At 74.3% G+C, this 25028-nt stretch carries 28 protein-coding genes; 18 read left to right on the top strand and 10 right to left on the bottom strand.

Annotation, left to right across the window (positions count from 1 at the left end):
• Genes ACIRD3_RS22110 through ACIRD3_RS22100 form a run of 3 tightly spaced genes read left to right on the top strand, consistent with a single transcriptional unit; the run spans window position 1 to window position 2977 of the window.
• Window positions 1–948, top strand: a complete 948-nt coding sequence (locus ACIRD3_RS22110; RefSeq protein WP_402219186.1) for an ABC transporter ATP-binding protein — start codon at window positions 1–3, stop codon at window positions 946–948.
• Complete coding sequence (locus ACIRD3_RS22105; protein ID WP_402219183.1) at window positions 945–1667, top strand: ABC transporter permease; 723 nt, start codon at window positions 945–947, stop codon at window positions 1665–1667. The genes ACIRD3_RS22110 and ACIRD3_RS22105 overlap by 4 nt, the downstream gene beginning before the upstream one ends.
• An 8-nt stretch (window positions 1668–1675) precedes the next feature.
• Window positions 1676–2977: a sensor histidine kinase gene (locus ACIRD3_RS22100; protein WP_402219180.1), complete on the top strand. Its 1302-nt coding sequence runs from the start codon at window positions 1676–1678 to the stop codon at window positions 2975–2977.
• 33 nt (window positions 2978–3010) lie between these two features.
• On the opposite strand, the gene ACIRD3_RS22095 is transcribed toward ACIRD3_RS22100, so the two are convergent.
• Together ACIRD3_RS22095 and ACIRD3_RS22090 are read right to left on the bottom strand one after the other, a co-directional pair.
• Window positions 3011–4420 carry a sensor histidine kinase gene (locus tag ACIRD3_RS22095; RefSeq protein ID WP_402219178.1) on the bottom strand — a complete coding sequence of 470 codons (1410 nt, stop codon included), beginning with the start codon at window positions 4418–4420 and terminating at the stop codon, window positions 3011–3013.
• Entirely contained in the window at window positions 4414–5088 is a 675-nt protein-coding gene (locus ACIRD3_RS22090; protein WP_402219175.1) for a response regulator transcription factor, read from the bottom strand. The genes ACIRD3_RS22095 and ACIRD3_RS22090 overlap by 7 nt, the downstream gene beginning before the upstream one ends.
• Window positions 5089–5253: 165 nt before the next feature.
• Between ACIRD3_RS22090 and murJ the strand changes: the two genes are divergently transcribed.
• The 3 genes from murJ to ACIRD3_RS22075 are packed head-to-tail and all read left to right on the top strand — an operon-like array spanning window position 5254 to window position 7507.
• Entirely contained in the window at window positions 5254–6825 is a 1572-nt protein-coding gene (murJ, locus tag ACIRD3_RS22085) for a murein biosynthesis integral membrane protein MurJ (RefSeq protein WP_402219172.1), read from the top strand.
• Complete coding sequence (locus ACIRD3_RS22080; RefSeq protein WP_402219169.1) at window positions 6822–7142, top strand: hypothetical protein; 321 nt, start codon at window positions 6822–6824, stop codon at window positions 7140–7142. The genes murJ and ACIRD3_RS22080 overlap by 4 nt, the downstream gene beginning before the upstream one ends.
• 14 nt (window positions 7143–7156) lie before the next feature.
• Window positions 7157–7507: a hypothetical protein gene (locus ACIRD3_RS22075; RefSeq protein ID WP_402219166.1), complete on the top strand. Its 351-nt coding sequence runs from the start codon at window positions 7157–7159 to the stop codon at window positions 7505–7507.
• A 58-nt stretch (window positions 7508–7565) separates the two neighbouring features.
• On the opposite strand, the gene ACIRD3_RS22070 is transcribed toward ACIRD3_RS22075, so the two are convergent.
• Window positions 7566–8066, bottom strand: a complete 501-nt coding sequence (locus ACIRD3_RS22070) for a GNAT family N-acetyltransferase (protein ID WP_402219436.1) — start codon at window positions 8064–8066, stop codon at window positions 7566–7568.
• Window positions 8067–8327: 261 nt separating this feature from the next.
• Between ACIRD3_RS22070 and ACIRD3_RS22065 the strand changes: the two genes are divergently transcribed.
• Window positions 8328–8957: a response regulator gene (locus ACIRD3_RS22065; protein ID WP_402219163.1), complete on the top strand. Its 630-nt coding sequence runs from the start codon at window positions 8328–8330 to the stop codon at window positions 8955–8957.
• Between the two features lie 37 nt (window positions 8958–8994).
• On the opposite strand, the gene ACIRD3_RS22060 is transcribed toward ACIRD3_RS22065, so the two are convergent.
• Complete coding sequence (locus ACIRD3_RS22060; protein ID WP_402219433.1) at window positions 8995–9867, bottom strand: transglutaminase family protein; 873 nt, start codon at window positions 9865–9867, stop codon at window positions 8995–8997.
• A 112-nt stretch (window positions 9868–9979) separates the two neighbouring features.
• Window positions 9980–10825: a GNAT family N-acetyltransferase gene (locus ACIRD3_RS22055; protein ID WP_402219431.1), complete on the bottom strand. Its 846-nt coding sequence runs from the start codon at window positions 10823–10825 to the stop codon at window positions 9980–9982.
• A 298-nt stretch (window positions 10826–11123) separates the two neighbouring features.
• Here ACIRD3_RS22055 and fdxA point away from each other — a divergent pair, with 298 nt between their 5' ends.
• Together fdxA and dapC are read left to right on the top strand one after the other, a co-directional pair.
• Window positions 11124–11450, top strand: coding sequence for a ferredoxin (gene fdxA, locus ACIRD3_RS22050; protein WP_030061559.1), 327 nt, complete (start codon window positions 11124–11126; stop codon window positions 11448–11450).
• A 20-nt stretch (window positions 11451–11470) separates the two neighbouring features.
• The gene (gene dapC / locus ACIRD3_RS22045) at window positions 11471–12619 is read left to right on the top strand and encodes a succinyldiaminopimelate transaminase (protein WP_402219159.1); all 1149 of its coding nucleotides are present in this window, start codon (window positions 11471–11473) and stop codon (window positions 12617–12619) included.
• 102 nt (window positions 12620–12721) lie between these two features.
• On the opposite strand, the gene ACIRD3_RS22040 is transcribed toward dapC, so the two are convergent.
• The gene (locus ACIRD3_RS22040) at window positions 12722–13525 is read right to left on the bottom strand and encodes a hypothetical protein (RefSeq protein WP_402219156.1); all 804 of its coding nucleotides are present in this window, start codon (window positions 13523–13525) and stop codon (window positions 12722–12724) included.
• A 304-nt stretch (window positions 13526–13829) separates the two neighbouring features.
• A complete protein-coding gene (locus ACIRD3_RS22035) occupies window positions 13830–14894 on the bottom strand; it encodes a hypothetical protein (RefSeq protein WP_402219153.1) in 1065 nt (354 codons plus the stop codon).
• A gap of 133 nt (window positions 14895–15027) precedes the next feature.
• Between ACIRD3_RS22035 and dapE the strand changes: the two genes are divergently transcribed.
• Both dapE and ACIRD3_RS22025 read left to right on the top strand, forming a co-directional pair.
• On the top strand, window positions 15028–16104 hold the full coding sequence (dapE, locus tag ACIRD3_RS22030) for a succinyl-diaminopimelate desuccinylase (protein WP_402219150.1): 1077 nt from the start codon (window positions 15028–15030) through the stop codon (window positions 16102–16104).
• A gap of 114 nt (window positions 16105–16218) precedes the next feature.
• Window positions 16219–17028, top strand: a complete 810-nt coding sequence (locus ACIRD3_RS22025) for a TIGR00730 family Rossman fold protein (RefSeq protein WP_402219147.1) — start codon at window positions 16219–16221, stop codon at window positions 17026–17028.
• Between the two features lie 57 nt (window positions 17029–17085).
• Here the strand turns inward: ACIRD3_RS22025 and folP are convergent, their stop codons facing one another.
• On the bottom strand, window positions 17086–17898 hold the full coding sequence (gene folP / locus ACIRD3_RS22020) for a dihydropteroate synthase (RefSeq protein WP_402219428.1): 813 nt from the start codon (window positions 17896–17898) through the stop codon (window positions 17086–17088).
• Between the two features lie 181 nt (window positions 17899–18079).
• Here folP and ACIRD3_RS22015 point away from each other — a divergent pair, with 181 nt between their 5' ends.
• Together ACIRD3_RS22015 and ACIRD3_RS22010 are read left to right on the top strand one after the other, a co-directional pair.
• On the top strand, window positions 18080–18550 hold the full coding sequence (locus tag ACIRD3_RS22015) for a DivIVA domain-containing protein (RefSeq protein WP_402219144.1): 471 nt from the start codon (window positions 18080–18082) through the stop codon (window positions 18548–18550).
• Entirely contained in the window at window positions 18547–19161 is a 615-nt protein-coding gene (locus tag ACIRD3_RS22010) for a DNA-3-methyladenine glycosylase I (protein WP_402219141.1), read from the top strand. Before ACIRD3_RS22015 ends, ACIRD3_RS22010 begins: the two co-directional genes overlap by 4 nt.
• 7 nt (window positions 19162–19168) lie before the next feature.
• Here the strand turns inward: ACIRD3_RS22010 and ACIRD3_RS22005 are convergent, their stop codons facing one another.
• Window positions 19169–19969, bottom strand: coding sequence for an enoyl-CoA hydratase-related protein (locus tag ACIRD3_RS22005; RefSeq protein WP_402219138.1), 801 nt, complete (start codon window positions 19967–19969; stop codon window positions 19169–19171).
• Window positions 19970–20268: 299 nt separating this feature from the next.
• On the opposite strand from ACIRD3_RS22005, the gene ACIRD3_RS22000 reads away from it, so the two are divergent.
• Window positions 20269–20436, top strand: coding sequence for a DUF3117 domain-containing protein (locus ACIRD3_RS22000; RefSeq protein WP_014137929.1), 168 nt, complete (start codon window positions 20269–20271; stop codon window positions 20434–20436).
• Window positions 20437–20560: 124 nt separating this feature from the next.
• Here ACIRD3_RS22000 and ACIRD3_RS21995 read toward each other — a convergent pair whose 3' ends face one another.
• Window positions 20561–21199, bottom strand: coding sequence for an O-methyltransferase (locus ACIRD3_RS21995; protein WP_402219425.1), 639 nt, complete (start codon window positions 21197–21199; stop codon window positions 20561–20563).
• A gap of 287 nt (window positions 21200–21486) precedes the next feature.
• Here ACIRD3_RS21995 and sigE point away from each other — a divergent pair, with 287 nt between their 5' ends.
• The 4 genes from sigE to ACIRD3_RS21975 all read left to right on the top strand — a co-directional run bounded on the left by sigE (window position 21487) and on the right by ACIRD3_RS21975 (window position 24726).
• Window positions 21487–22218, top strand: coding sequence for an RNA polymerase sigma factor SigE (gene sigE, locus ACIRD3_RS21990; protein ID WP_402219423.1), 732 nt, complete (start codon window positions 21487–21489; stop codon window positions 22216–22218).
• Complete coding sequence (locus ACIRD3_RS21985; RefSeq protein ID WP_402219134.1) at window positions 22215–23240, top strand: zf-HC2 domain-containing protein; 1026 nt, start codon at window positions 22215–22217, stop codon at window positions 23238–23240. Before sigE ends, ACIRD3_RS21985 begins: the two co-directional genes overlap by 4 nt.
• Window positions 23241–23399: 159 nt before the next feature.
• A complete protein-coding gene (locus ACIRD3_RS21980) occupies window positions 23400–23834 on the top strand; it encodes a sec-independent translocase (protein WP_402219131.1) in 435 nt (144 codons plus the stop codon).
• A 223-nt stretch (window positions 23835–24057) separates the two neighbouring features.
• Window positions 24058–24726 carry a hypothetical protein gene (locus ACIRD3_RS21975; protein WP_402219129.1) on the top strand — a complete coding sequence of 223 codons (669 nt, stop codon included), beginning with the start codon at window positions 24058–24060 and terminating at the stop codon, window positions 24724–24726.
• The last annotated feature ends 302 nt before the right edge of the window (window positions 24727–25028 follow it).

The following is a 25028-nucleotide window of genomic DNA, read 5'->3' as shown; positions in this document are numbered from 1 at the left end:
ATGGACACCGAGGTGGCCGCCTTCCGCGGCGTGGGCAAGAGCTACGGGCGGGTGCGCGCCGTGGACGGGCTGGACCTCGTGCTGCGGCCGGGCGAGACCGTCGCCCTGCTCGGCCCGAACGGCGCCGGGAAGTCCACCAGCCTGGACCTGCTGCTCGGCCTGCGCGAGCCCGACCAGGGCAGCGTGACGCTGTTCGGCGGCACCCCGCGGGCGGCGATCGAGACCGGGCGGGTCGGCGCGATGCTGCAGAGCGGCGGGCTGATGTCCGACGTCAAGGTGCGGGAGCTGGTCAAGCTCGCCTGCGACGTGCACCCGCGCGGCCGGTCGGTCGCGGAGGTGCTGACCGACGCCGGGATCGCCGAGCTGGCGGAGCGCCGGGTCGACAAGCTGTCCGGCGGCCAGGAGCAGCGGGTCCGCTTCGCCCTGGCGATCGCCGGCGACAACGACCTGATCGTGCTGGACGAGCCCACCACCGGCATGGACGTCGGCGTCCGGCAGTCGTTCTGGGCGAGCATGCGGGCGCAGGCCGACGCCGGGCGCACGGTGCTGTTCGCCACCCACTACCTGGAGGAGGCGGACTCCATCGCCGACCGCGTCCTGGTGCTGCACCGGGGCCGGCTGATCGCCGACGGCAGCTCCGCCGAGATCAAGGCCCGGGCCGGCGCCCGCCGGATCGCCTTCGAACTCCACGACGGGGACGGGCGGTTCGACGAGGCCGTGCTGCGCACCCTGCCGGGCGTGCAGTCGCTGGACGTCACCGCCCGGGTCCCCGGGGTGCGGACGGTGCGGATCCGGACCGCGGACGCCGACGCGACCGTCGCCGGGCTCTACCGGGCGGGCCTGTACCCGCGCGGTCTCGAGGTCACCGGCGTGGGCCTGGAACAGGCCTTCCTGACCATCACCGGCGAGCTGGACCGGAACGACGCGGCCCTGGAGAGTGCGCGATGACCACCCTGATCAAGCTGGAGATCCTGCGGACCGTCCGCAACCGGCGCTACCTGTTCTTCACCGTGGCCTACCCGGCGCTGATGTACGTCTTCTTCATCCACGCCTACGGCGCCGCCAACCAGGCCGGCGGACTGCCGGTGAAGACCTACTTCATGGTCTCGATGGCCACCTTCGGCGCGGTCGGCGCGGTGCTGACCGGCAGCGCGCAGCGGATCTCGCTGGAGCGCAAGAGCGGCTGGACCCGGCAGCTGCGGCTGACCGCGCTGCCCGGCCGGGCGTACACCGTCGGCAAGATCGCGGCGAGCAGCGTCACCACCCTGCCGTCGATCCTGGTGGTCTTCGCGGTGGGCGCGGCCCAGGGCGTCTCGCTCACCGGGTCGCAGTGGATCGGGCTGGCCCTCGCGCTGTGGCTCGGCAGCTTCGTCTTCGCGGCGCTGGGCGTGGCGCTCGGCTACGCGGCGACGCCGGACGCGGTGCAGCCGATCGTGATGATCACCTACATGGCGATGGCGCTGCTCGGCGGCACCTGGTTCCCGGTCAGCGGCTCGCTGGAGAGGTTCGCCCGGTTTAACCCGGTCTACCTCTACAACCAGCTGGCCTCCTTCACCCGGCCCGGGCACTCCCTGGACACCGTCGCCGTCGTCGGACTGGCCGGTTTCCTCGCGGTGTTCGTCACCGCCGCCGCGACCCTGTACCGCCGCGACACCCGACAGGCATGATGATCCACATGAGCGACGAGCGCCGGACCCACCGCCCCGACGAACCCCCGGAGGCGGGTCCGGCGCGCGCGTCGTTCATGAACGTGCCCGGTGCGCCGGTGGAGACCAGGCGGCAGATGGTGGTGAAGGTCGCCTGGATGCTGCTGTGGATGATCTACCTGGCCTACCCGATCAGCCGGCTGGTGAACGGTGTGCACAGCACGGCCGCGCAGGTGCTCGGCTGGAGCTGCCTGGCGTTCTTCGTGGCCGGCTACGTGCTGCTGGTGATCTTCCGCTCGACCCGGGGGATGCGGCCGCGCGCCTGCCAGGTGGTCGTCACGATGATGGTGGCGCTCGCGATCGCGTGCGCCTTCGTGCTCGGCGAAGCCTTCCTGACCCTGTTCATCTACGCCTCGGTGTGCGTCGCGATCATCACGCCGCCGCGGTACTCGCTGCGCGCCCTGGCCGGCATGGCCGCACTGATCGCCGCCGTCGGCCTGCTCATCCACGCGAGTACGGACAACATCGCCACCTTCGCGCTGAGCGGGTTCCTCTCCGGCGTCGCGATGACCGGCCTGCAGCGGCTGGTCGCCACCATGAAGGAGCTGCGCGAGGCCCGCGCCGCCGTCGCGCACCTGGCCGCCTCCGAGGAACGGCTGCGGCTCGCCCGCGACCTGCACGACCTGCTCGGGCACTCGCTCTCGCTGATCACCCTGAAGAGCGAGCTGGCCGGGCGGTTCATGGACGCCGGCGCGGACGAGAAGGCGCGGGCGCAGGTCGCCGACATCGAGCAGGTCGCCCGGCAGTCGCTGATCGACGTCCGGGAGGCGGTCACCGGCTTCCGCCGGCCGACCCTGCCGGTCGAACTCGCCGCCGCCCGTACCGCGCTGGCCGCCGCGCAGATCCGGCTGGACGCCGCGCCGGAGCTGGTGGACAGCTGGCCGGGCCTGGCCAACGAGGAGGCGGGCGCGCTGGCCTGGGCGCTGCGCGAGGCCGTCACCAACGTCGTCCGGCACGGCGAGGGCGCCACTGTCTGCACCGTCACGGCGGACGAGAGCTGGGAGGCGAGCGGCGAGCGCTACGCCGTGCTGGAGATCGCCGACGACGGGCGCGGGCCGGGCAAGTCGCAGCCGGGGAACGGGCTCTCCGGGTTGGAGGAGCGGCTGGCGCTGGTCGGCGGCCGGCTGGAGAGCGGCCCGGGGGAGCGGGGGAAGGGCTTCCGGCTGCGGGCCTCGGTGCCGCTGCGGACGGTGTCCGCGTCGGAGTCCGGGGCGTCCGCGGCGGCCGGGACCGGCTCCGCTGACGCCGGGCAAGCGGTGCGGAAGCGCTAGACAGAGCTCAGGACGGGACGGCGGGGCGGAGCCCTAGGCGGACGGCAGTTCCAGGACGAAGCGGGCCCCGCGCGGGGCGTGGGCGACGCGCAGGGTGCCGCCGTGCCGGGTGGCGACGTCGGCCGCGATGGCCAGGCCCAGGCCGCTGCCGCCGGTGTCCCGGCTGCGGGCCTCGTCGAGCCGGGTGAACGGCTCGAAGATCCGCTCGCGGTCCTCCGGCGGCACGCCCGGGCCGTCGTCCCGGACCTCCAGGACGCAGCCGTACGGGGTCCGCCGCGCGGACATCACCACCTCGGCGGTGGCGTGCCGCCGGGCGTTGTCCAGCAGGTTGCGCACCAGCCGGTGCAGTCGGATCCGGCTGCCGCGCACCGGCACCGGCTCGGGCGCGTCCACCCGCAGGGCGAGCCGGGCGCCGAACACCGGGCGGTACTGGTCGGCGAGTTCGCGCAGGACGGCGGCCAGGTCGACGGTGGTGTGCTGGCCCGCCGTGGCCGGGTGGGTGCCCCGGGCCAGGAACAGCAGGTCCTCGGTGAGCTGCTGGAGCCGCTCGACCGAGGTGAGCGCCTCCTGGGTGGCGGTCGGCCAGTCGGTGCGCTCGGGGTGGGCCAGCGAGACCTCCAGGTTGGTGCGCAGCGCCGCGATCGGGCTGCGCAGCTCGTGCGAGGCGTCCGCGACGAAGCGCTGCTGCTGGGCGGCCGAGCGCTCCAGCCGGTCCAGGGTGGCGTTGGTGGTCCGCGCCATCCGGGTGATCTCGTCGCCGGACCGCGGCACCGGGACGCGGCGGTCCAGCCGGTGCTCGCCGACCTCGGCCAGCTCGGCGCGGATCGCGTCCACCGGGCGCAGGGCCCGGCTGGTGGCGACCCAGGCCACCAGGGCGACCAGCAGCGCGGCCGCCGGGACGCCGACCCGGAGCACCGGGTCGATGGTGCGCAGCGAGGCCTCGGCGGCGAACGGGGTGGCCAGCACGTACAGCGTGAACGGGCCGACGGTGGGCTCCACCTGGAAGCCCTCCTTCTCCAGCAGCGGGCTCCAGCTGCCCATCGCGGTGAAGGTGCGCCCCGAGTAGCGGTTGGCGGCGGCCGACCCGGCCGGACCGATGGTGATCCGCTGGACGGTGTGCCACTCGTCCGCCGCCAGGCGCGGCACGACGGCGGGCCGTTCGCCGGCCAGGTGCTGGGTGGTCAGCGGGCCGCCCATGATCAGCACCGTGCCGTCGCCGCCCAGCACCACGTACGGCAGCTGTCCGCTCTCGGGCAGCTGCCGGCCGAACTTGAAGCTGCTGCTGACCTCGCGGGACTGCGACCTGGCCTCCGCCTCGGCGGCCTCCAACTGGGCGTCGTACAGGTGGCCGCGCAGCCACCAGGCGCCGCCGCCGAGCAGCAGCAGCGCCGCGAGGCCGGCCGCCAGCGAGGTGCGCAGCCGGGTGGAGAGGCGGCTCAGCACGGGGTGGCCTCCAGCCGGTAGCCGACGCCGCGCACGGTGGTGATCGAGCGGACGCCGAACGGGTTGTCCACCTTGCGGCGCAGCATGCTGACGTACACCTCGACGATGGACTCCTCGCCGTCGAAGGCGATGTCCCACACCTCGTCGACGATCCGGCGCTTGGACAGCACCTCGCCGGGGTGCTCGGCCAGGCAGCGCAGCACGCCGAACTCCCGCTCGGTGAGGGTGATCTCGGCGCCGCCCCGGCCGCAGCGGCGGCCCGCCGGGTCCAGCCAGAGGTCGCCGACGCGCAGCAGCGGGCCGGGGGTCTGGCTGCGGCGGATCAGGGCGCGCAGCCGGGCCAGGAACACCATGTAGGAGAAGGGCTTGGTGAGGTAGTCGTCGGCGCCGGTGTCCAGGCCCTCGGCCTCGTCGTACTCCCCGTCCTTGGCGGTCAGCATCAGGATCGGGGTGGTGACGCCGTCGGCGCGCAGCGCCTCGCACACCTTGTAGCCGTTCAGGCCGGGCAGCATGATGTCGAGCACGATCGCCCGGTAGGCGTGCCGTCGGGCCAGCCGCAGGCCGGTGAGGCCGTCCGGGGCGAGGTCGACGGTGTAGCCCTCGGCCTCCAGTCCGCGCCGTACGGCCGCGGCGACCTGGGCGTCGTCCTCCACCACCAGAATCTCCATGCGGATCAGGATGCCACCGGCGCCGGATCCGTTCCTTAAGCGTTCTTCAGCCTTCTCAGCCCCGCTTCAGGGGACTTGGCGCATGCTCTCGCCGTCTTCGCCGGTCCGTTCGGGCCGGCGGCCGTCGGGCCGGTGCCCGGAGCGAGAGCGAGAGGGGGCTGCCGGATGACCGTCGTGGAGCTGCCGGCCGGGGCGGCCCGGCACCGCAGGCCGCGGCGCGCGGTCCCGCCGAGCCTGGTGATGGCGGCCGGGACGGTGGTGTCCCGGGCCACCGGCTTCGTGCGCTCGGCGGTGCTGGTGGCCGTCCTCGGATCCGGGGTGCTGGGGGACGGGTACAACGTGGCGAACACCGTGCCCAACATCCTCTTCGTGCTGCTGATCGGCGGCGCGCTGAACACCGCGCTGGTGCCCCATCTGGTGCGCGCCGCCGAGGAGTCGGCGGACGGCGGGGCGGCGCACGTCGACCGGCTGGTGACGGTGCTGGTCGCCGCCCTGCTGGTGCTGACGGCGGTGGTCGTGCCGGCCGCGCCGCTCGTCGTCCGGGCGTACACCTCGTACGGCGGCGCGCAGTTGGACCGTACGGTGCTGCTGGCGTACCTCTGCCTGCCGCAGGTGTTCTTCTACGGGCTGTTCACCGTGCTGGGCCAACTGCTGAACGCCCGGCGGCGGTTCGCCCCGATGGCCTGGGCGCCGGTGCTGAACAACCTGGTCGTGATCGTGGTGTTCGGCGGGTATCTCGGACAACGGACTTTCTCCGCCGCCGACTTGACCGTCCTCGGGGCCGGCACGACGGCCGGCGTGGTCGCGCAGAGCCTGGTGCTGCTGCCCTGCCTGCGGGCCGCCGGGGTGCGGCTGCGGCCGCGCTGGGACTGGCGGCGGGCCGGGCTCGGCGCGCCGCTGCGCGCCGCCGGGTGGACGCTGCTGCTCGTGCTCAGCGACCAGGTGGGCTACTGGGTGGTGACCAGGCTCTCCACGCTCGCCGGCGCCCGGGCCGCCGCGGCCGGGCTGCCCGGGGTCGGGTACACGGCCTACAGCAGCGCGTACCTGCTGTGGATCGTGCCGCACGGCGTGGTCACGGTGTCCCTGGTGACCGCCGTCGTCCCCGCGCTGAGCGCGGCGGCCGGCAGTCCGCGCGCCGTCCGCTCGCTGCTGACCCGTACCGTCCGCACCATCGCGGTGGTCACCGTCCCGGCGGCCTGCGCGTTCGCCGTCCTCGCGCCGCAGCTGTGCGACCTCGCCTTCGGCCACGGCCGGACCGACCCCGCCGACGTCCGGGCGATCGCCGGCATGCTGACCGCCTTCGCGCCCGGCCTCGTCCTCTACTCGGCCGCCTACGCCCTGACCCGCGCCTTCTACGCGCTGGGCGACAGCCGTACGCCCTTCCTGCTCAACCTGCTGCCCGTCACCGCCACCGCGCTCGGCGCCCTGCTCTGCCACCGGCTGCTGCCGCTGCGCTGGGCCGTCACCGGGATGGCCGGCTGCTACGGCGCCTCCTTCCTGCTCAGCTGCGTGGCCGCCGCCCTGCTGCTGCGCCGCCGGATCGGCCCGCTGCGGGTGCCGGCGGCCCACGCCAAGCCGCTCGCCGCCGCCCTGCCGGCCGCGGGCGCCGCCTGGTGGACCGCCCGCTACGGCCCGGTGCCCGCCGCCGCCGTGCTGGTGGCCGGCTACCTGCTCCTCGCCCACCTCCTCCGGATCGACGAACTGTCCGCCCTCACCACACGATTGCGCCGCTCATGACTCAGCTGCCCGATGACATCGCCCGTACCCTCGACGTCCTCCTCCCGGAGGGCCACCCGCTGCGCGCCCAGCTCCCGCACCTGCGGGTGGAGTCCCGCTGCCGCTGCGGCTGCAGCACGGCCCTGTTCGCCGGGGTCGCGGACGGCGCGCGCTCGGAGGTGGTGGCCGAGGCGGCCATCGGCTCCGACGGCGAGGTCCTCCTGTTCGCCGAGGAGGGCCGGCTGTCCTGGCTGGAGGTCTGCTCCTGGACCGACCCCAAGCTCACCCTCGCCGACGTCGCCCGCTTCCTGCGCGGGGAACCCGACGACCCGAGCTGATCGTTCCTCCGACCATGTCCTCTGTTCTCATTCTCGGATTCGACCCGCACGCCGTCCCCGGTATGGACGGCGACGGCATGCGGGCCGTCCTCGACGCCGAACTCGCCCGCCTCGCCGAGCACGGCATCGACGCGGCGATGACCCTGGTCGCCCCGGACGACACCGCCGAGCGCACGATCGTCGCCGCGCTCGCCGGGCGGGGCTGGGACGTCGTCGTCATCGGCGGCGGCATCCGCAAGCCCGAACCGGCGCTGCCCTTCTTCGAGTTGGTGGTCAACCTGGTCCGCCGCCACGCCCCGGACGCCGCCATCGCCTTCAACACCAGCGGTGCCGACAGCCTGGAAGCCGCCCAGCGCTGGCTCTGACCGGCCCCGTGGAACGGCCGGGAGTCGGACGTCGGCCCGGCCGGCGTCCTGATCCCGGCTACCCCGCGGGGCGCAGATCGCCGAGGTCGCGGCGGTAGGCGAGGGCGGGCAGGCCGCCGAGCCGGCACTGGTGCGTGAACCGGAAGCCGGTACGGGCGAGGACGGCCCGCGAGGCGGCGTTGTCGACCGTGGTGGCGGCGGTCAGGCCGGTCAGGCCGTACGCGGTGGCGGCGAGCCGGCAGACCTCGGCCAGGGCGGCGGAGGCGAGGCCCCGCCCGGCCGCGGACTCGGCGACGCGGTAGCCGACTTCGGCGCTGCCCCCGGCCAGGTCGACCAGGTTGACCCGGCCGACGAGCACCCCGGCCGCGTCCCGCACGACGTGGAACCGGCAGGTGCCCTCGGCCTGTTCGGCGAGCAGGGCGGCGTGGCGGGCGGGGAACCCGGCGAAGTAGGCGTCGCCGCGGTCGGGGATGCTACGGGCGAAGTACGCGCGGTTGGCGCGTTCGAAGGCCAGCAGCTCCTCGGCGTGGTCGGCGCGGAGCGGTTCCAGCGTCAGCATCCGGCCAGTCTGGCGCGCAGGGCCTCGATGAACCACCGGAATACCTCGCCCGGGGGCCTGGTCGGTGGGCGGTACCAGGCCGCTGCCGGCGTGGAACCGGACGGTCTTGACGGTGAGTCCGGTGCGGAGGGTGAGGTCGCCGGTGGAGTGGAGCGCGTCGCCGCCGTCCGCGCCGGTCACCACCGTCCGTGTCGTCCACGGGGGCCGACTCCGGCGTCTCCCCCGACGGGAGGCTCGACCCCGCCCTCTAAGGTCGTGGTCATGAACGACACGGACAACGGGGCCTCGATCCGGGTACTGCTCGCCGAGGATCAGGGGATGGTCCGGGAGGCGCTGGCGGCGCTGCTCGGGCTGGAGGGGGACATCGACGTCGTCGCGCAGGTCGGGCGCGGGGACGAGGTGGTGGCCGGTGTGCTGGCGAACGACGTGCAGGTCGCCGTGCTGGACATCGAGATGCCGGGGATGACGGGCATCGAGGCCGCCGCCGAACTGCACCGGCGGGCGCCGGGCACCAAGGTGGTCATCGCGACGACCTTCGGCCGCCCCGGCTACCTGCGCCGGGCGATGGAGTCGGGCGCCGACGCGTTCCTGGTGAAGGACGCGCCGGCCTCCGAGCTGGCCGAGGCGATCCGCCGGGTGCTGCGCGGCGAGCGGGTGATCGACCCGGCGCTGGCGGCCGCCGCGCTGGCCGAGGGCGCCAACCCGCTGACCCCGCGCGAGCGGGACGTGCTGGGCGCGGCCGCCGACGGAGCGGTGAACGCGGAGATCGCCAAGCGGCTGCACCTGTCGGAGGGGACGGTCCGCAACTACCTGTCGATGGCGATCCAGAAGACCGAGGCCCGCAACCGCGCCGAGGCGGTCCGGATCGCCCGCGAGAAGGGCTGGTTGTAGCCGCTTAGGGTGCCGCCGGTCCGACGGCGCCGGGAGCTCAGTTGAGCCGGTGCCGGGCCGCCCGGGCCTCCTGGCGGACCTTGGCGGCGCCGTCCGGGTCGAAGGCGTCCAGGATCTGCGCGTAGGCGTCCATCTCCGCCGAGCCGCCGAGGAAGTCCCCGGTGCGGACGAGCAGTTCGGCCCGTTCCAGCCGGAGCTGGGCCGGGTGCCGGGGCAGCAGCAGGGCGAGTTCGGTGGCCCAGAGCTGGGTGCGGGCGTGCTCGGGGCGGTCGGCCGCCCAGGCGCGGATGTTGCCGAGCACCCGCAGCACGATGTCCAGCGGCTGGGCCGGGGTGAGCAGGGCGGGCGTGAACTCCTGCCCGGCGGCGGCGACCAGGCGCTCGACGTCGCCGGGGTCGAGCAGCCGCCCGCCGTGGTACGGGTCGGCCAGCACGTACTCCTCGCCGCCGGACGGCCCGCCGACGGCGACGATGAAGTGGCCGGGCAGCGCGACACCGTGGACGGTGAGCCCGGCCCGCCGCCCGACCGCCATCCACACCAGCGAGAGCATGATCGGCAGCCCGCGCCGCCGCCGCAGCACCTCGGGCAGCAGCGAGGACTCCAGCCGGCGGTAGTCCGCCTGCCGCCCGTGGAAGCGTTCCCGCCCGCCGAGGACGGCCGCGAGCAGGGCGGCGGTCTCCTCCGGCCCGGCGGGCGCCCGCTCGGCCACGGCCAGCCGGACGGCGGCCGCGTGCCGCTCCAGCGCGGCCTCGCAGGCGGCGAGCAGGGCGTCCACGCCCGGCGGCTCGCCGGGATCGCCCGGGTCGAGCGCCGGGCCGTGTTCGGCGGCGGCGAGCACGCAGAGCAGCACCGGGTCGGGCTGTTCGGCGCGGGCGGCGGTCCGGAAGCGGTCTCTGCTCTGCTCGGTCACGGTGACGGCGACGGCTTTCGTACGGCGGACGGACAAGGCGGCGGACGGACAAGGCGGGGAACGGACGAGCGGACGGACGACGGGCCGACAAGCGGACATATCGACCCGACCGCTACCCCTGGGGAAGGAGGGCGTAGTGGTAAGTGTGACTGGTCGTGAAGCCGAGTCCGTCATAGAGCGCGATCGCCCCCGCGTTCTCCGCCTCGACCTGCAGGTATCCGCCGCTCGCCCCCTCCTCGGCCGCGCGCGAGGCGAGCACCGCCATGACCGCCGTCCCCAGTCCGGCCCGCCGGGCGTACGGCTGGACCTCGATCGCGCCGAAGCAGGCCCACGGCCCCTCGATGACGCAGCGTCCGATCGCCAGCGGCGGCTGCCCGGGCGCGCCGGGCACGGTGGCGAACCAGACCGAAGGGCCGCCGTGCAGCACCCGGCGCGCCGCCTCCTCGAGCGCCGGATCGCCGCTCACCCGCCGGTACAGCGACAGCCACGCCGCGTCGGCCGTGCGCGCCAGCCGGACCCGTTCGTGGCCGCCGCCGGCCCGGGCGAGCCCGGCGAGCGGGACGGTGCGCACCAGGGTGGGCGCGTACGCGGCGCCCAGCCGGTCGAGTTCGGTCCGCAGCGCCTCCGGCGACCCCGGGGTGATCACCTCGACGTACGACGGCAGCCCGCGCTCCGCGTACCAGGCCCGGACGGCCGCCAGCGCCCGCGGCAGCGGCATCCCCGGGTCGCCGAGTGCCTGGACGGAGTTGGCCCGCCGGGTGAACCCGGCCGAGGCGCGCAGCGTCCACTCGCCGAGCGGTTCCTGTTCCACGGCCGGCCAGCCGCGCCCCGCGATCCGCTGCAGCTCGACCGGCGCCGCGACCGGCAGCGGAGCGCGCCGGGCGGGAAACGGGGGCACGACCTTGCCCGCGACCAGCAGCTTCTCCGGGAAGGAGACCGGATCCCCGGACCGCGGCACGACCGTCAACCCATGATCGTCCCACGATGTGAGCACGCCGATCGAATCCCGGAACACAGGCCGGTCGTCCACGAACTCGGAGAGGCGCCGGACGGACACGCGAAGTCCCACGTCAGAGCGATCTATCCGGACCTCTGGACGGCCGTCGAGCGGGTTGCCCGTCGTCATGTGGCCACCTCCTGTGCATTTGCGGTCTCCGACCCGCGATACTAGGGGCGGGCATCGACGACGCCGCGCTCACCGCGCACGCGAGCAGAACAGAACGGGCCACCAGGCCCTTCCGAGGAGGAACGACAGCGTGACTTACGTCATCGCGCAGCCTTGTGTCGACGTGAAGGACAAGGCGTGCATCGAAGAGTGCCCGGTTGACTGCATCTACGAGGGCGAGCGATCGCTCTACATCCACCCGGATGAGTGTGTCGACTGTGGCGCGTGCGAGCCGGTCTGCCCGGTCGAGGCGATCTTCTACGAGGACGACACCCCGGAGGAGTGGAAGGACTACTACAAGGCGAACGTCGAGTTCTTCGACGACCTGGGCTCGCCCGGCGGCGCCTCGAAGCTGGGCCTGATCGAGCGCGACCACCCGTTCATCGCCGCTCTGCCGCCGCAGAACGCCGACCACTGACGATCGGTGGCACAGAAGCTGTGAGCAACGACAGCACGCGCGCGCCGTTCCCGGGCCACCCGGGGGCGGCGCGCCGCGTTTCCGACCTCCTGCCGGTCTTCCCCTGGGACAACCTGGAGCCGTACAAGGAGACCGCCCTGGCCCACCCGGGCGGCCTCTGCGACTTCTCCGTCGGCACCCCGGTGGACCCGGTCCCCGAGGTGATCCAGAAGGCGCTGGCCGCGCACACCGACACGCCCGGCTACCCGACCGTCTGGGGCCCGCCGGAGCTGCGCGAGTCGATCGCGGGCTGGCTGCACCGCCGGCTCGGCGCCGAGATCGGCCCGGCGGCCGTCCTGCCGACGGTCGGCTCCAAGGAGCTGGTGGCCTGGCTGCCGACCCAGCTCGGCCTCGGCCCCGGCGACCAGGTCGCCTACCCGCGCCTGGCCTACCCGACGTACGAGGTGGGCGCGCGGCTGTGCGGCGCCGACCCGGTCGAGTACGACTCGGTGGACGAGCTGGACGGCTCCCGGGTGCGTCTGATCTGGGTGAACTCGCCGTCCAACCCGACCGGCCGGGTGCTCGGCGCCGACGAGCTGCGCCGCACCGTCGAGTGGGCCCGCGAGCACCGCGCGCTGCTGGTCAGCGACGAGTGCTACCTGGAGCTGGGCTGGGAGGCCGACCCGGTCTCCGTCCTGCACCCGGAGGTGTGCGGCGGCGGCCACGAGGGCCTGCTGGCCGTCCACTCGCTCTCCAAGCGCTCCAACCTGGCGGGCTACCGCGCCTCCTTCGTCGCGGGCGACCCGGTGGTGGTCAAGGAGCTGCTGGGGGTGCGCAAGCACGGCGGCATGATCGTGCCCGCCCCGGTCCAGGCGGCGACGATCGCCGCGCTCGCGGACGACGCGCACGTGGCCGAGCAGCGGGAGCGCTACGCGGCCCGGCGCTCGGCGCTGCGGGCGGCGCTGGAGGCCTACGGCTTCCGGATCGAGCATTCGGAGGCGAGCCTCTACCTCTGGGCGACCCAGGACCGCCCGTGCTGGGAGACCGTCGGTGAACTGGCCGAGCTGGGCATCCTGGTGGCGCCCGGTGACTTCTACGGGCCGGCCGGCGAGCGCTTCGTCCGGGTCGCGTTCACCGCGACCGACGAGCGGGTCGCCGCGGCCGTGGAGCGGCTGACCGCGGCCCGCTGAGCAGACGCCGGAGGGCCGGTGTTCCGAGGAGGAACACCGGCCCTCCGGCGTGCGGGCCGGCCGTGGGGTGGACCGGCCGACATGCGCGGCGGCGCGTGAGGACTACACCGGCAGGCCGCTGATGCTGCCGCCGTTCACGCCGTTCAGCAGCCCGCCGACCGGGCCGAGCGCGCCGGTGAGGCCGGACAGCGGGTTGTTCGGGCCGAGGTCGGCGCCGCCGAGGCGGTTGGCCGAACCGTGCTCGGCCAGGCCCAGGACGTCGGTGCCGGGCAGACCGGCCGGAACGGCGTGCTGGACCGAGCCCAGCGGCAGCGCCCGCTCCACCGAGCCCAGCGGCAGCGCGTCGGTGACGGCGTTGGTGCCGGGCAGGGCGCCGGAGAGCTTGTCGGCCCCCGGCAGGGCCTGGGCGACGGAACCGGCCTGGGAGAGCCCCCCGACCGGGCTGGCGCCGGCCTCGGCGCTGCGGGTGCCCATGCCCTTGCCGGTGACGGCCTCGCCGAGCTTGCCGGCCAGCGCCGAGGCGACCTTCGGGGTGACGGCGGAGAGCTGGCCGGTGGTGGCGGCGGTCTGGTCGACCGGGGCGGTCAGCGAGCTGGCCTTCTCGTTCGCCTCGGGGAGCTGGTGGGCGACGATGTTGCCGGCGGCGTCGGCGGAGGCCGGTACGCCCGCGGCGACGGTGGCCGCGCCGGTGGTGCCGGCGGCCTCGCCGAGCTGGTGGGTGGTGTGCTGCAGGGTGGAACCGGTGTCGGTGTTGGTCAGCTGGCCCAGCGGCGCCGCGAGGTCGCTCTTGGGCAGCAGGGCGTCCCCGCCCAGGGCGGACGCGGAGCCGGCCGCGACCAGCGGGGTCGCTCCGGCAGCCACGACCAGCGCGGCCTGAGCGATCCGGCGCGTGAGGGGGTGAGACATGGGGCTCCTCGAAGGGGTCTGGGTGTCCGTCCCGTCCGCCCATGGGACCGGGCGTGGACGACCGGGCGGACGACGTTGTTACCGCTTGAGAAGCCAGAAGGTTTCGGCCGGTGCAAGGAAAGTGCCTGACTGACCATCGGATCGTATGACCACAAGGGGGCGCCCGCCCCACCTCGTCGGGCGCCGTCGGACCGGCCCCGGCCAAGGGGAGTGACGGTTCTCCACCGGGGTCGCCGGAACGGGCGGCCGGTCCACCGGAGTTGACCGGAATCACCCGTCCGGCGGCTACCCGAACACCTGTGCGTCAGCCCTTGTCGGACGCGGCCAGGGTGACCTGGACCAGCTTGGTCGAGGTGCCCGAGGTCTGCGGCTGCCAGCCGTCCTCCGACTTGGTCTTGCGCCAGATCTTCCCGTCGTAGGCGACCGTCGCGATGCCCAGCTGCTGGGCCTGCGCGACAGCCCAGTGGGCCACCTCCCAGCCGCTGGCCCGCTCGGCGCCCACCCCGCCGTCGGCGCCGGCGTCCGAGGAGGAGGTCAGTGCGGCGGTGGCCGGGTCCGGGGTCAGGGCGACGGCGTTCTCGGCGCCCTTGATGGTCGAGGCGTACCCGGTGGCCGGGGTGACGGTGCGGCCGAACTCCCGGCGCACCCGGTCGGACAGCACCTGGGCCCGGTCCGGGGCCGCCGCCGGGGTGGCGGAGGCGGAGGCGGAGGCGGTGGGGGAGGAGGAGTCCTCCGGGTCCGGCTTGGCGTAGTCGTGCACGATGCAGGAGAAGGACCCGGGCTCCCGGCCCGCCAGCGCCGAGGTGAGCAGGGTCGCCTTGGTCTCGTGCTTGGCGTAGGCCTGCGGGTAGCCGCTCTTCTGCACCGCCTGCGCGGCGTCGGTCAGCGGCAGCCGGGTGTAGCCGGGGACCTTGACCAGGCCGTCCAGGAACTTGTTGGTCGCGTACACCGGGTCCGCGATCTGCGTCGGCGTTCCCCAGCCCATCGAGGGCCGCTGCTGGAAGAGGCCGATCGAGTCCCGGTCGCCGCCCGCGAGGTTGCGCAGCTTGGACTCCTGCATGGCGGTCGCCAGCGAGATCGTGGTGGCCCGGTCCGGCAGCCCGCGCGAGCGGGCCACCGCGGCGATCGTCGCGGCGTTGGCGGCCTGCGGCAGCTCCAGGGTGCCGCTGCCGGCCGCGGTCTTCACCGTGCAGCCCTCGGACTCGCCCGGCTTGAAGCCGAACCACCAGATGCCGACCACGGCCAGCCCCGCGACCAGCGCGAGGCCGAGCAGCCCGACGATCACCATCAGCAGCGCGCGCAGCGGCCCGCGGCGGCGGGCGGGCGCCGCCTCGTCGCCCGGCTCCTCGCTGCTCCTTCTCCTGGCCACCGTCGCCCCTCTCGCGCCTGCTCCTTGATCCGACACCGTACCCACTCGGACGGATGTGCGGCGTCCGTACCGTGTCACAGCACGGCCACGGACGGCCACGCAGGGCGCACACGGCGCGCACTAGGCTGGCGCCATGAGCAGCCCGAACCCGACGCCCCTGGACCTGACCCTCGACGGCGGCGCGCTGACCGCCAGGCTCGTCGACTTCCCCTCGGTGAGCGGCGACGAGCAGGCGCTCGCCGACGCGGTGGAGGCCGCGCTGCGCGGCTACCCGCACCTCACCGTGGACCGGTACGGCAACAACGTGGTCGCCCGGACGAACCTGGGCCGCGCCGAGCGGGTCCTGCTGGCCGGTCACCTGGACACCGTGCCGATCGCCGACAACCTGCCCTCGTACGTCGACGGCGACCTGCTCTACGGCTGCGGCACCTCGGACATGAAGTCCGGCGTGGCCGTCCAGCTGCGGCTCGCCGCCACCGTGCCCGAGCCCAACCGCGACCTCACCTTCGTCTTCTACGACTGCGAGGAGGTGGAGGCCCACCGCAACGGCCTCGGCCACCTCGCCAAGGACCGCCCGGAGTGGCTGACCGCCGACTTCGCGGTGCTGATGGAGCCCAGCGGCGCCATGGTCGAGGGCGGCTGCCAGGGCACCCTGCGGGCGCAGGTCCGGCTCAGCGGCGTGCGCGCCCACGCGGCCCGCAGCTGGCTCGGCGACAACGCCATCCACCGCGCCGCCGAGGTGCTCACCCGGCTCGCGCGGTACCAGCCGCGCCGGGTGGAGATCGACGGCCTGGAGTACCGCGAGGGCCTGAACGCGGTCCGGATCGACGGCGGCGTGGCCGGCAACGTGATCCCGGACGAGTGCGTCGTGACGGTCAACTTCCGCTACGCCCCGGACCGCAGCGAGGCGGAGGCGGAGAAGCACGTCCGCGAGGTCTTCGACGGCTTCGAGCTGACCGTCACCGACTTCGCCCCGGGCGCCCTGCCCGGCCTCTCCCAGCCGGCCGCGCAGGCCTTCCTGGCGGCCACCGGCGGCCAGGCCAGGGCCAAGTTCGGCTGGACGGACGTGGCCCGGTTCAGCGCGCTGGGCGTCCCAGCGGTCAACTACGGCCCCGGCGACCCGAACCTCGCGCACAAGCGGGAGGAGCACTGCTCGCTGAGCGCCATCGCCGAGACCGAGGAGCGGCTGCGCGCCTGGCTGACCAGCTGACCCCCCAGGCCCGGGCCAGCTGATCCGATCAGCGGCCGAACGCCACCTTCCGGTTGCCCAACCGACCTTCCCCTGTTGCCTGAAAACGGGGGAAGGCGGGCGTAGGGTTTCGTCATGACAGGCACAGGAGACGAAAAGCACTACGGACACGGCCCCGAGCAGGTCGGCGTGCCGCGGAAGAAGAAGGCCTGGCCCGAGAAGCAGAAGGGCCCGGTGCTGGTGCGCCGGGACCAGGTCGGCACGAGCACGACGGATCAGCGCCTGCTGGACACCACCGGCCCCACCGACTGGCTGCACACCGATCCGTGGCGGGTGCTGCGGATCACCTCCGAGTTCGTCGAGGGCTTCGGCGCCCTCGCCGAACTCCCGCCCGCGATCAGCGTCTTCGGCTCCGCCCGGACCCCGGCCGACTCGCCCGAGTACGAGGCCGGCATGGCCATCGGCCGGGCCCTCGCCGAGGCCGGCTACGCGGTGATCACCGGCGGCGGTCCGGGTGCCATGGAGGCCGCCAACCGCGGCGCCTCCGAGGCCGGCGGCCTCAGCGTCGGGCTCGGCATCGAGCTGCCCTTCGAACAGGGCCTCAACGAGTACGTCGACCTCGGGCTGAACTTCCGTTACTTCTTCGTCCGCAAGACGATGTTCGTGAAGTACGCGCAGGGCTTCGTGGTCCTGCCCGGCGGCCTCGGCACCCTGGACGAGCTGTTCGAGGCGCTCACCCTGGTGCAGACGAAGAAGGTCACCCGCTTCCCGGTGATCCTCTACGGCACCGCGTACTGGGGCGGCCTCTTCGAGTGGCTGAAGAACACCCTGGTCGCGCAGGGCAAGGCGGCCCCGCACGACCTGGAGCTCTTCCACATCACCGACGAGGTCGACGAGGTCATGAAGATCCTCGCCGACACCCGCCGGCCCGCCGACGAGATCTAGCGCGAGCGGGCCGCAGGGCCGCGCGGGGCGCCGGCGGGGGCCGGCGCCGCGGCCCGACTAGGCCAGCCCCCGGCGGGCGACCGCCGGGGGGCGGGTCCCCCGGATCGAGGCGACCATGTCCAGCACCTGGCGGGTCTCCGCGACCTGGTGCGCCCGGTAGATCCGCGCGCCAAGCCAGGCCGAGACCGCCGTGGTGGCCAGGGTGCCGAGCAGCCGCTCGTCCACCGGCTTGTCCAGGGTCTCGCCGACGAAGTCCTTGTTGGAGAGCGAGACCAGCACCGGGAAGCCCGTCGCGGTCATCTCCGGCAGCCGCCGGGTGGCCTCCAGCGAGTGCCGGGTGTTCTTGCCGAAGTCGTGCCCCGGGTCGATGACCACCGCGTCCCGCCGCACGCCCAGCTCCACCGCGCGCTCGGCCAGGCCCACGGTCACCCGCAGGATGTCCGCCATCACGTCCTGGTACCCGACCCGGTGCGGACGGGTGCGCGGCTCGGCGCCGCCCGCGTGGGTGCAGACCAGCCCGACGTCGTGGCGGGCGGCCACCTCGGCGAGCTTCGGGTCGACCCCGCCCCAGGCGTCGTTCAGCAGGTCCGCGCCGGCCTCGCAGACCGCCTCGCCGACCTCGTGACGCCAGGTGTCCACGCTGATCACCGCGTCGGGGTGGCGCTTGCGCAGCTCGGCCACGAAGGGCACGGTGCGCCGCAGCTCCTCCTCGACCGTGACCTCGTCGCCCGGGCCGGCCTTCACCCCGCCGATGTCCAGGATCGCCGCGCCCTCGGCCACCGCCCGGTCGGCGGCGGCGAACGCGGCCTCGTCGGCGAAGGTCGCCCTCTTGTCGAAGAACGAGTCCGGCGTGCGGTTGACGATCGCCATGATCACCAGCTCGTCGTCACCGAATTCCCGCGGTCCCAGGCGCAGTGCCACCGATGTCTCCTCCAGAGCTCCTACGGGTGCGATGATGGCCCCCGGCCTCACCAGGGGACCATGCTGTCATGATCAGTCTGGTTCCCCGGTACCTCGACCGAGGCCGACCGGGAGTTCGGGAGGACAGCTCGTGTTCTGGGTGATCGTGGTCGCCATGGCCGTGGTGGTCGGCGGCGCCGCCCTGGTGGCGCTCGGCGGGGGCGGCTCGATGCCGGAGGCGGTCCCGGACCGCATCGCGGCGCGGCTCCCGCAGGACCGCCCGCTGGGCAAGGCGGACGTGGACGAGCTGCGACTGCCGATGGCCCTGCGCGGCTACCGGATGGACGAGGTGGACGACGTCCTGGACCGCCTCGGCGCCGAGCTCGCCTACCGCGACGCGCGGATCGCCGAGCTGGAGGCCGTCGCGCACCTGCGCGGCGCCGTCGAGGCGACCAACGGCCCCGACCCGGCGGCCGAACCCCTGCCCGGCCTGGAGCAGTTCGCCAAGGTCGTCGAGCCGGCCGTCGCCCTCACCGAGCCGCAGACCGGGGAGCCGGCCCAGGCCCCCGCCCCGGCCCAGGCCCCGGCGCCGGAGGACGCGAAGCCGGTGACGGACCAGTGACAGGACCGGTCGACGGCTCGGTGCTCGGCGCGGACGGGCTGCTCCGCTGCGCCTGGGGCGATTCCACCGACGACTACCGCGTCTACCACGACACCGAGTGGGGCCGCCCGGTGCACGGCGACGACGCGCTGTTCGAGCGGGTCTGCCTGGAGGCCTTCCAGTCCGGCCTGTCCTGGCTGACGATCCTGCGCCGTCGCGAGGGCTTCCGGGCCGCGTTCGCCGGTTTCCGGATCGCCGAGGTCGCCGAGTTCGGCGAGGCCGACAAGGAGCGGCTGCTGGCCGACGCCGGCATCATCCGCAACCGGGCCAAGATCGAGGCGGCGATCGCCAACGCCCGGGTCGCCCGTGACCTGGAGGGCGGTCTGGACGCGCTGATCTGGGGGTTCGCCCCCGATCCCGGCGGGCCGGCCCCCCGCCGGATGAGCGAGGTGCCGGCCGTCACGCCCGAGTCGACGGCGCTGGCGAAGGCGCTGAAGAAGGCGGGCTTCCGCTTCGTCGGCCCGACCACCGCCTACGCCCTGATGCAGGCCTGCGGGCTGGTGGACGACCACCTGGCGGACTGCCACGTCCGCACCGGCGGGGGCCGCCGGCGGCCGAAGAACGCGGGCTGAGCGCCGGCTAGCGGCCGAGGTACTTCGGCTTCTCCTTGGCGATGAAGGCGCGGACCGCGATCCGGTGGTCCTCGCTCTCCCCGGCCAGGGTCTGCAGCTCGTCCTCCTTGTCGAGGAGTTCGGACAGCGAGTGCGAAGCGCCGTACGCCAGCGACTCCTTGATGGCGCCGTAGGCGACCGTCGGGCCCTCGGCCAGCTCGCGGGCGAAGACCCGTGCGGTGGCGGCGAGTTCCTCGGCCGGCACCACCTTGGTGGCCAGGCCCAGCTCCATCGCCTCGGTGGCCTTGACCGTCCGGGGCAGCATCAGCAGCTCGGTGGCCTTGGCGTGCCCGACCAGGCGCGGCAGCGTCCAGGAGGCGCCCGAGTCGGCGGTCAGGCCGATGCCGGCGAAGGCGGTGTTGAATCCGGCCCGGTCGGACAGGATCCGGAAGTCGCAGGCGAAGGCGAGCGAGGCGCCCGCCCCGGCGGCCACCCCGCCGACCGCGGCGACGGTCGGCTTGCGCATCCCGGCCAGCGCCCGGGTCAGCGGGTTGTAGTGCTCGGCGACGGTCCGCAGCGCGCCCTCGCCGGTCTCCTCGGCGTGCTTCAGCATCGCCAGGTGCTCGTTCAGGTCCTGCCCGACGCAGAACGCGCGCTCGCCCGCCCCGGTGAGCAGCACCGCCCGGACGGCCGGGTCCTCGGCCGCGGCGGTCACGGTGTCGCGCAGCGCGACCTTGGTGGCGACGTCGAGGGCGTTCATCGCCTCCGGACGGTTGATGGTGATGACGGCCAGGCCGCCGTCGAGTTCGTACAGCACGGAATCGGACATGGGCGAGGGCTCCCCGGTGATCGTCGTGGTGTCGGTGTCGTGTGCCAGGATGCCGGAGCACGCGGTGGCCTGGGGAGTGTGAGGTATCGCACCTTCCGGCCGTGCCCGCACCTCCGCCACGCCGGGGCTTATGACGTGAATTGCGGTGGTTGGGGGCGGTCCGGCCGAGGTTGCACCGAGAGTGATGTTGGTCATCAGCCCGTGGCATGCGGGATAATGGCTTCCGATCAATGCGTTCGATACCGGCGGTGGACGGACTTCCGGTGCGTAGCTGAGCGGTTGCAGGAAGGGGAACGAGCATGGCGGCCATGAAGCCGCGGACGGGTGACGGCCCGCTCGAGGTCACCAAAGAGGGACGGGGCATCATCATGCGCGTTCCGCTCGAAGGCGGTGGACGCCTTGTGGTGGAGCTCACGCCCGACGAGGCCGACGCCCTCGGCGAGGCCCTGAAGAAGGCCTGCGGCTGACCGCAGCGGGTGCTCGCCATCTCCTGGAGATGCGCTGCCGGGCCCGGGTACGACGTCATGTCGTCCCGGGTCCGCTCGTTTTCGGGCGGGCCCCGCTTCGGGCGGGCCCCGCGCCCGGGCCGGGTCAGACCTGGCGTTTGACGGCGCAGAGCAGCCCGTCCGAGACCGGCAGCAGCGCCGGCAGCAGGGAGTCGCTCTCCCGCACGTCCCGGACCAGGTCCCGCACCGCGCCGGTCTGCGGGTCCTGCAGCTCCGGCTCGGCCAGCCGGCCCTCCTGGAAGACCCCCTCGAAGCAGACCATCCCGCCCGGCCGCAGCAGCCGCAGCGACTCCAGCAGGTACTCCCGCGACTCGGCCGGATCGCCGTCGCAGAACACCAGGTCGTACTGGCCGTCGGCGAGCCTGGGCAGCACCTCCAGCGCCCGGCCGGGTATGAACCGGGAGCGGTTGGCCGCGAACCCGGCCGCCTGGTAGGCCTCGCGGGCCAGTTGCTGGCGCACCGGCTCGGAGTCGACCGTGGTGAGCACGCCGTCCGGCCGCATCCCGCGCAGCAGGTAGACCCCGGACACCCCGGTGCCGGTGCCGATCTCGGCGACCGCCTTGGCGTCCAGCGCGGCCGCCAGCAGCCGCAGGCAGGCCCCGCCGCTCGGCCCGATCGCGCGTATGCCGGTCCGCGCGGACTGCGCCCGGGCGTAGGTCAGCACCGCGTCCTCGCCCACGTAGGTGTCGGCGAGGGCCGCGCGCGCGGGCCCGAACTCGCTGATGGCTGCCTCTTTCGGAGCCCCGGGTGGCGGCCCGGTGCCGGGGGATGTCGATATTTCCTGGCACAGATTACTGGCCGGGCGGGAACCGCGTACGGCGGCGGGCCGTTGTCATGGCGGACCGGGCGCGCAGACCTCCCGGGCACTTTTATCCGGGCTTGACGGGTGAGGTGGATATGGTGGTGGCCCTGCTGGGCAGAAGAGCCGACCGAGGAGGTGTGGCCGAGGGCGACGTCCCCGTGCGGCGGCACTTCCGCGGCACCGCGTCGGCCCGTACGCCGAAGCCCGTGATGAACCAGCCTGCGCACTCCGACCTGGACCAGCCCGCCGCCGAAACGCCGGCCGCCGGTACCACCGAGGCCCCCGCCCTCGCGACCTTCACCGAGGGCCCCGACGCGCAGACCTGGACTCCGCCCTCCTGGGAGGAGATCGTCGAGGCGCACAGCGCCCGCGTCTACCGCCTCGCCTACCGTCTGACGGGCAACCAGCACGACGCCGAGGACCTCACCCAGGAGGTCTTCGTCCGGGTGTTCCGTTCGCTGTCGACCTACACCCCCGGCACGTTCGAGGGCTGGCTGCACCGGATCACCACCAACCTGTTCCTGGACATGGTCCGCCGCCGCCAGCGCATCCGCTTCGACGCGCTCGGCGAGGACGCGGCCGAGCGGCTCGCCTCCCGCGAGCCCAGCCCGGCCCAGCACTTCAGCGACACCCACTTCGACGCCGACGTGCAGCAGGCCCTGGACACCCTCGCCCCGGAGTTCCGCGCGGCCGTGGTGCTCTGCGACATCGAGGGCCTGTCGTACGAGGAGATCGCCGCCACGCTGGGCGTCAAGCTCGGCACCGTCCGCAGCCGCATCCACCGCGGCCGCTCGCACCTGCGCGCCGCGCTCAAGCACCGCGCCCCCGGCCAGGCCCCCGGCCGTGAGCGCCGCGGCGGCTCGGAGGAGCCGGTGCCGGTCGGCGTCGGCGCGGTCGAGGCCGCGGTCGCGCCCGGTGGGCGCGGACGGAGGCGATCGTGAGCGGAACCAGCCGGTCCGGCTCGGACCGGCCGGACGCGTCCGGCCGGTCCCTGACCCGGCGGAGCTGGGGGCTGCCGGGTCGTCGCGGTACGGACGAACCCGGTGAGCCCGTGCTGCCCGCGCTGGCGCTGCCCGCCGACACGGCACTGCACGCGCTGCCCGTACGGCCCGTCGAACCCGCCGTCGAGGAGCACCACCTCGGCGAGCGCCTCTCCGCCTTCCTGGACGGCGAGCTCGGCCACGACTCGCGCGAGCGCGTCCAGGCGCACCTGGCGACCTGTCCGCAGTGCCTCGCCGAGGCCGACGAGGGCCGCGCCGTCAAGCACCTGCTGACCCGCACCGGCACGCCCGGCCCGTCCACCGGGCTGATGGCCCGGCTGATGGCCGTCGGCAACCTCCCCGAGGACGGCCCGGGGGACGGCGACTGGCCGCCCGGCCGCGGCCACCACGATGACGACGACGACCTGCCCGGTGGCGGGGTCGCCGCCACCGGCACGCTCGGCGGCAGCCGGCTCGACGGCGGCTCCTTCGGCCGCGGCGCCGGTGCCTCCTTCGGCGCGGGCGCGCTCGGCGCCGGTGCCCCGGTGCCCGGGGTCGACCCGCGCGCCTTCGGCCGCGGCGCGGTGCTGCGGCCGCTGATGGGCCGGCGCACCGCCCGTCCCGAGCCCGCCGCCGGACCGGACCGCGGCGTCCGTCCGCAGCCGTCCGCGGCCGCCCTCCGCTCCTCCGCGCGCGGCCGCCGCCTGGTCTTCGCCGCCGCGGGCGCCTTCTCCGTGGCCGCGGTCACGCTCGGTGGCGTCGGCGGGCTCTCCGCGCAGGGCGAGGGCGGCCACGGCACGACCGTCAGCCCGGCCGGCGGCACCACGGGCACCGGACGCGGCGGCGGCCTCGTCCCGATGACCGCGCAGATCCCGGTGGACTTCCCCGGCCGCCCGGTCGCGGCGACCCGCGAGGCGTCCCCGCCGTCCTCCCCGGAGCGTTATCCCGGCGGCATCGCCGCCCTGCGCCAGCAGACCCGCTAGAGCGGCGCCGGAGCGGCCCCGGACGGGTCCTGGTGCCCGGGACTCGGCGGCCTCGGCCATCGGCAGGTCTTTACCACGGCTTCATCACAGCGTGGACCAGGGACTCGCCGGTGGCCATTACCCTGTAGGAACCGTCGTCCGACGAGCTAGGGAGCAAAGGTGTTCAGCGACGTAGGCGGGCTGGAGATCCTCACCCTGGTCGTCATGGCGATCATCATCTTCGGCCCGGACAAGCTCCCGAAGCTGATCCAGGACACCATGGGCTTCATCCGGAAGATCCGTTCCTTCGCCGACAACGCGAAGGAGGACATCCGCAGCGAGCTGGGCCCGGAGTTCCAGGACTTCGAGTTCGAGGACCTCAACCCCAAGAACTTCGTCCGCAAGCAGCTCATGGGCGGCCAGGAGGACCCGCTGGGCCTCAAGGACATGAAGGACACCCTCGACATCCGCTCCGTCCTGGACGACAAGCCCGCGGCGCCGGTGAACGGCCGCAGCGGCAGCGTCAGCTTCGACAAGGCCGCCCCGGCGCCCGCCTCCGCGGGCGCTCCGCTGGCGCCCGGCGAGCGGCCGCCGTTCGACCCCGACGCCACCTGACCCGTACTCCGGCAGGACGCTCCGGCAGCACGCCACCGCCCCGCCCGGCCGCCCGGCTGAGCGGGGCGGTGGTGCGTGCGCCGCTATTGTGCTGATTGTTCCCGCTGAGCCGTCCGTCACATTCCGCGCCGTCGTGGACCAGGAACGGCCCCCGGGAACGCCGCGGTACGCCACCATGGGAGCGCGCCACGGCAGGCACACGTGCGTTTGAGGAGGCCCGGGGATGGACGCGACGAGTCAGGCGGGAGGGGCGACGGCCACGGCCGGCGGCCCGGTGGTCGGCGGACAGGCCGGCCCGGCGGACCCGCTGGTGCCCTACCTGTCCGCCGACTTCCCCTGGTACGGGCTGGACGACGGCTGGACCGGCCGCCGCTACCTGATGCAGGCCGGCGCCGGCACCCGCGCCCCGGGCAGCGTGGACTACGGCTCGCTCGGCCACGGCGACGAGCCCGCCAAGCAGTACGAGCCGCGCGACATGCGGAAGTTCGCGGCCGTGGTCACCGTCGCCCGCCGCGACAGCCGCCGCAGCGCCGACAACACCGGCACCCTGGAGGCGACCAGCGCCTCCTCCGCCGCCTGGCTGGCCGGCTCCGGCCTGCTCGCCGCGACCTGGCCCGGCCAGCTGGACCGCGCCCTGCGCCAGGACTGGCTGGACCAGCAGAGCAGCCTCGCCTGGGACCTCGCCGACGACCTGGCCGGCCCCGGCTGGTCCACCCTCAGCCTGCCGGTGAACGGCCTGCCGCAGCCCTTCCGCTACCGCGAGTCCGAGTACGGCTGGGTGCTGGCCGGCGAGGCCCCCGGCGTCCTGCTCGGCTCCTACGGACGCGGCGTCAGCGCCTACGGCGTCGGCTTCTGCACCATCCCGGACCTCGCCGCCTACACCCGCCCGTAGCGGCCGCGAACACGGCGAAGGGGCCGGCAGTGTGAACACTGCCGGCCCCTTACTCGCCCGCTCGCCTCCGGGGCGCTCTGGCCCGGTGCCGACGGTCGGCGCTCCAAGGCCCCTCGTCCCTCGGGGCCTCCTCGCTTCTCCCTTTCGGCACCGGCGCGCCCCTTCGGCTCGGGGCGGGACTCGCCCGCTCGCCTCCGGGGTGCTCCTGGCCCGGTGCCGACGGTCGGCGCTCCAAGGCCCCTCGTCCCTCGGGGCCTCCTCGCTTCTCCCTTTCGGCACCGGCGCGCCCCTTCGGCTCGGGG

This window comes from Kitasatospora sp. NPDC093550 (assembly GCF_044764985.1).
Taxonomy (GTDB): Bacteria; Actinomycetota; Actinomycetes; order Streptomycetales; family Streptomycetaceae; genus Kitasatospora.
Note: the sequence above shows the minus strand (reverse complement) of the source record. Positions and strands in the feature narration are given on the sequence as shown.